This is a genomic window from Bifidobacterium myosotis (assembly GCF_002259745.1).
Classification (GTDB): domain Bacteria; phylum Actinomycetota; class Actinomycetes; order Actinomycetales; family Bifidobacteriaceae; genus Bifidobacterium; species Bifidobacterium myosotis.
This window is the reverse complement of record NZ_MWWW01000044.1, coordinates 1-6143: the sequence shown is the minus strand read 5'-3', so window position 1 is coordinate 6143 and position 6143 is coordinate 1. Positions and strand designations below refer to the sequence as shown.

1 protein-coding gene and 3 rRNA genes are annotated in these 6143 nt (G+C 59.1%); all 4 read right to left on the bottom strand.

Annotation, left to right across the window (positions count from 1 at the left end; translation table 11 throughout):
• Positions 1 to 344: 344 nt before the first annotated feature.
• Positions 345 to 462, bottom strand: a 5S ribosomal RNA gene (gene rrf / locus BMYO_RS11260).
• 175 nt (positions 463 to 637) lie between these two features.
• Positions 638 to 3701: ribosomal RNA gene (locus BMYO_RS11255) — 23S ribosomal RNA — on the bottom strand.
• A gap of 468 nt (positions 3702 to 4169) precedes the next feature.
• Positions 4170 to 5690 (bottom strand): 16S ribosomal RNA (locus BMYO_RS11250).
• The 16S, 23S and 5S rRNA genes sit together here, the layout of an rRNA operon.
• A gap of 227 nt (positions 5691 to 5917) precedes the next feature.
• The coding region (locus tag BMYO_RS11920; protein WP_211276865.1) for a hypothetical protein at positions 5918 to 6143 on the bottom strand (226 nt) is incomplete at its 5' end.

The window sequence follows — 6143 nt, the reverse complement described above, 5'->3', positions numbered from 1 at the left end:
GCACGTTTGGGGTGTGGATAAATGGGGCCCCGGTGGTTGTTGTCTGTTGGGGTTCGCGTCGTGTGGGGATAAACGAAAAGGGTTCTGGTGCGGTTGGTGCCGGGGGTTTCGTGGCGGCTTTGATGTTGTCGTCATCGTGCGGCCGCCCGTGGCATCGTGGTGGCTGTATCGTTGCGGGTCGTCAGGAATTTCAGGGAGAGCACCGGTGGCGCCCGGTGTTTTCCGGGGTGTGTGGGAATGCTGGGAGCCCTGGCGGGGGTTGGTGTTCCGGTCGAGAGAGTGTGCGGGAATATGAGTGGAGCCCCGGTGGATTGTCTCCATCGGGGCTCTCTTGTGAACGTGTGGTGCGGCGGTGTGCTACTCTCCCACATCCTCTCGGGTGCAGTACCATCGCCGTGCCAGGCCTTAGCTTCCGGGTTCGGAATGGATGCCGGGCGTCTCTCCTGGGCCATGACCGCCGCAAATCTTCGATTATCATCCCACACGCGCTGGTGTGGGGGATTGGTTCCCGTGATGGTTTGGGGACCGGATAGCGGACGCGATGTCGAAATGGTCTTGTGGTCATCCGGATGCTCCATGCCGTCCGGAAGTCCGAGCGCAGTACGTTGTTCGTGCTCCCCGACCCTAGGGGTTGGGGTGTGTGTTGCCGTTCCCCCGTTAGTACCGGTCAGCTCCACCCCTTGCGGGGCTTCCACGTCCGGCCTATCCACCACGTGTTCTCCATGGGGGGTCTAGAGGCTCGAGGCCTCACGGAATGCTTATCTCGGAGCAGGCTTCCCGCTTAGATGCTTTCAGCGGTTATCCCTCCCGAACGTAGCCAACCGGCCGTGCCACTGGCGTGACAACCGGCATACCAGAGGTTCGTCCACCCAGGTCCTCTCGTACTATGGGCAGGCCTCCTCAGCATTCCAACGAGCGCAGAGGATAGAGACCAAACTGTCTCACGACGTTCTGAACCCAGCTCGCGTGCCGCTTTAATCGGCGAACAGCCGAACCCTTGGGACCTGCTCCAGCCCCAGGATGCGACGAGCCGACATCGAGGTGCCAAACCATCCCGTCGATATGGACTCTTGGGAATGATCAGCCTGTTATCCCCGGGGTACCTTTTATCCGTTGAGCGATGCCGCGTCCGTACACCGGCACCGGATCACTAGTCCCGACTTTCGTCCCTGCTCGAGCCGTCGCTCTCGCAGTCAAGCTCCCTTGTGCACTTGCACTCGACACCCGATTGCCAACCGGGCTGAGGGAACCTTTGGGCGCCTCCGTTACTCTTTGGGAGGCAACCGCCCCAGTTAAACTACCCGCCAGGCACTGTCCCAGACCAGGATGACTGGTCGTGGTTAGACATCCAATGCGAACAGAGCGGTATTTCACCTTGCGACTCCGCGCGGTCTGGCGGCCACGCCTCGAAGTCTCCCGCCTATGCTACACAATCCACACCGAATGCCAATACCAAGGTATAGTAAAGGTCCCGGGGTCTTTTCGTCCTTCTGCGCTTAACGAGCATCTTTACTCGTACTGCAATTTCGCCGAGCTCCTGGTCGAGACAGTGGGGAAGTCGTTACGCCATTCGTGCAGGTCGGAACTTACCCGACAAGGAATTTCGCTACCTTAGGATGGTTATAGTTACCACCGCCGTTTACCGGGGCTTGAATTCACCGCTTCCGCAAAAGCATGACGGATCCTCTTAACCTTCCGGCACCGGGCAGGCGTCAGTGCATATACAGCGACTTGCGTCTTCGCATGCACCTGTGTTTTTGGTAAACAGTCGCTACCCCCTGGTCTGTGCCACCCCCAAAAGCTCCAGGAGCAAGTCCTTTCACCATCGGGGGTCTCCCTTAAACCGAAGGAACGGGAGTGATTTGCCGAGTTCCTTGACCAGGATTCGCTCGATCGCCTTGGTATTCTCTACCTGACCACCAGTGTCGGTTTGGGGTACGGGCGGACTGACGCCCTCACGCCGAAGCTTTTCTCGACGGCCGGGATCACCGGATCCACGCAAAACGCGCGTCCCATCGCACCTCACCCTACATGCCCCCCGGATTTGCCTGGGGGACGGGCCGCGTGCTTGGCCCCGGAAAACCACCTCCGGAGCCGGCCACCCTTCCGTGTCACTCCTGCGCTCGCCTACTACGACTACGGTCCCGACACCCACCCGATCCACGCCCCGAAGGACGCCTCACGGAAGGACGAAGGTTAGTACTCGTCGCCTCGGCCTGGCCGGTCGCCAGCCGGTACGGGAATATCGACCCGTTCATCCATTCGACTACGCCTGTCGGCCTCGCCTTAGGACCCGACTCACCCAGGGACGATGAACGTGGCCCTGGAACCCTTGGTCATCCAGCGGCGGGGATCCTCACCCCGCTTTCGCTACTCATGTCTGCATTCTCACTCCCACGGAATCCACGGCCGGCTTGCGCCGCCGCTTCGCCCCCCGTGGGACGCTCTCCTACCCAGTACCAAAGTACTGCCGCGTCTTCGGTGGCGTGCTTGAGCCCCGCTACATTGTCGGCGCGGAACCACTAGACCAGTGAGCTGTTACGCACTCTTTCAAGGATGGCTGCTTCTGAGCCAACCTCCTGGCTGTCTATGCGACTCCACATCCTTTCCCACTTAGCACGCGCTTGGGGACCTTAGACGACGGTCTGGGCTGTCTCCCTCTCCACGACGAAGCTTATCCCCCGCCGGGTCACTGCCGGGATACACATCACGGGTATTCGGAGTTTGGTTGCTGTTGGTACCCCACAAGGGCCCGCAAGCATCCAGTAGCTCTACCCCCCGGATGCAATCACCCGACGCTGCACCTAAATGCATTTCGGAGAGAACCAGCTATCACGGAATTTGATTGGCCTTTCACCCCCAGCCCCAAGTCATCCCCCCGGTTTTCAACCCAGGTGGGTCCGGTCCTCCACACGGTCTTACCCGCGCTTCAACCTGCTCAGGGCTAGATCATCCCGCTTCGGGTCCAGGACACGCGGCTCAAACGCCTTTTAAGACTCGCCTTCGCTACGCATACGCCACACGGCTTATACTCGCCACGCACCACTGACTCGCAGACTCATTTTTCGATAGGCACGCCGTCACCCCTTTTAAAAGGCTCCGACGGTTTGTAGGCGCACGGTTTCAGGGACTGTTTCACTCCCCTCCCGGGGTGCTTTTCACCTTTCCCTCACGGTACTAGTTCACTATCGGTCAGACAGGAATACTTAGGCCTGCCCCACGGTCGGGGCGGATTCACACGGGGTTCCACGGGACCCGCGCTACTCGGGACACGCGATCGGCGGGACATGCGCCTACGGGTACGGGGCCCTCACCCTCTACGGCCCGGTATTCAACCCGGTTCCCCTCGCACACGCCTTTATCACCACCGGCCGGCCCGTCGGAGCCGACACACGCGATCCCAACAACACCCCACACGCAACCCCCGACGGGTATCACACGCATGAGGTTTAGCCTGATCCGCTTTCGCTCGCCACTACTCACGGAGTATCCTCTCCTGCAGGTACTGAGATGTTTCACTTCCCTGCGTACCCCCCGCGCCGAAGCACGGTACCGGCCCATTACTGCCGGTGGGTTGCCCCATTCGGAAACCCTCGGATCAAAGCCCACTCGGCGGCTCCCCGAGGCCTATCGCGGCCCGTCGCGTCCTTCATCGGTCCTGCCTGCCAAGGCATCCACCATACGCCCTTCAAGACAACACACAACACACAATGCCGTGTGAAGCCCGAAAACACTGCACTGGACTCCCAGACAACAAATCAACACATCAAAATGATCACAAAACGATCGAAACGAACACAACCAAAACAATATAGTTAATGAGTTCGAATCGAAATCGACAGCAAACACCACCCGCCGAACGGATGGCGTCTGCTCGCGTCCACTCTCCAGTTCTCAAACCACCACGCACACCCACACGCACGCCCGACCCCCCACCAAGGGAAGCCGACACGACGCGAGGGGCGCCACACGGACCGCACCAGGACAACACATCCTGGGGTGGCAGTCCGGGAGCCCAAAAGCGCATCCATACCACCCCGGAACCCACCGCACGACCGGCAGGCCAAAGCCAACAATCTCTTCCACACCAGCACACCCGAACGGGAACCGGACTATCCGGCCGTCGGGCTGACACCGGATGCCGAACGGCATCCTGAAATTCTCCGTAGAAAGGAGGTGATCCAGCCGCACCTTCCGGTACGGCTACCTTGTTACGACTTAGTCCCAATCACGAGTCTCACCTTAGACGGCTCCCCCCACAAAGGTTAGGCCACCGGCTTCGGGTGCTACCCACTTTCATGACTTGACGGGCGGTGTGTACAAGGCCCGGGAACGCATTCACCGCGGCGTTGCTGATCCGCGATTACTAGCGACTCCGCCTTCACGGAGCCGGGTTGCAGGCTCCGATCCGAACTGAGACCGGTTTTCAGGGATCCGCTCCAACTCACATTGTCGCATCCCGTTGTACCGGCCATTGTAGCATGCGTGAAGCCCTGGACGTAAGGGGCATGATGATCTGACGTCATCCCCACCTTCCTCCGAGTTGACCCCGGCGGTCCCTTGTGAGTTCCCGGCCGAACCGCTGGCAACACAAGGCGAGGGTTGCGCTCGTTGCGGGACTTAACCCAACATCTCACGACACGAGCTGACGACGACCATGCACCACCTGTGAACCCGCCCCGAAGGGAAACGACATCTCTGCCGTCGTCGGGAACATGTCAAGCCCAGGTAAGGTTCTTCGCGTTGCATCGAATTAATCCGCATGCTCCGCCGCTTGTGCGGGCCCCCGTCAATTTCTTTGAGTTTTAGCCTTGCGGCCGTACTCCCCAGGCGGGATGCTTAACGCGTTGGCTCCGACACGGAACACGTGGAACGTGCCCCACATCCAGCATCCACCGTTTACGGCGTGGACTACCAGGGTATCTAATCCTGTTCGCTCCCCACGCTTTCGCTCCTCAGCGTCAGTAACGGCCCAGAGACCTGCCTTCGCCATTGGTGTTCCTCCCGATATCTACACATTCCACCGTTACACCGGGAATTCCAGTCTCCCCTACCGCACTCCAGCCCGCCCGTACCCGGCGCAGACCCACCGTTAAGCGATGGGCTTTCACACCAGACGCGACGAACCGCCTACGAGCTCTTTACGCCCAATAATTCCGGATAACGCTTGCACCCTACGTATTACCGCGGCTGCTGGCACGTAGTTAGCCGGTGCTTATTCAACGGGTACACTCACTCTCGCTTGCTCCCCGATAAAAGCGGTTTACAACCCGAAGGCCTCCATCCCGCACGCGGCGTCGCTGCATCAGGCTTGCGCCCATTGTGCAATATTCCCCACTGCTGCCTCCCGTAGGAGTCTGGGCCGTATCTCAGTCCCAATGTGGCCGGTCGCCCTCTCAGGCCGGCTACCCGTCATAGGCTCGGTGGGCCATCACCCCGCCGACTACCTGATAGGACGCGACCCCATCCCATACCGGAAAAACCTTTCCCGCACCACCATGCAGCAGTGCGGAGCATGCGGCATTACCACCCGTTTCCAGGAGCTATTCCGCAGTACAGGGCAGGTCGGTCACGCATTACTCACCCGTTCGCCACTCTCACCCAAACCGAAGTCCGGGATCCCGTTCGACTTGCATGTGTTAAGCACGCCGCCAGCGTTCATCCTGAGCCAGAATCGAACCCTCCACAAAAAAACATTCATGAAGAAAGCCCGAAAAACAGACTCTCAAAACAAAAAAAACGAGAAAAATCCTTTATAAGGAAAAAGGACCTCTCACACAAAACCCCATCACCATTCAACCATCTCTCAGGCACCCACCAGAAAACCAGCAGGCAGGCAATGGACTGGCAATCATTGACTATAAAGAAGTAGTACAAACACGCTCTTGAGTTCTCAAACCACCACCACACTCTCACCTCACAGCTCTCCAAGAGAAGAACCACTCGCTGAGCGGCAGCAAGAGATAAACTTACACGTAGATGGCGAATCACGCAAATCAGGGCGCGAAATACCCTCGAAACCACTGCCATGACGCGGTTCCTTCGCCGTGTCGCAACCAGCATCAAATCGCTTCTCTGATCTCAGAATATCCTCTTCTTCGTCGCGTTGAGGGAGCAAGTTCTTCTGTTCACTGGTGTGTCCC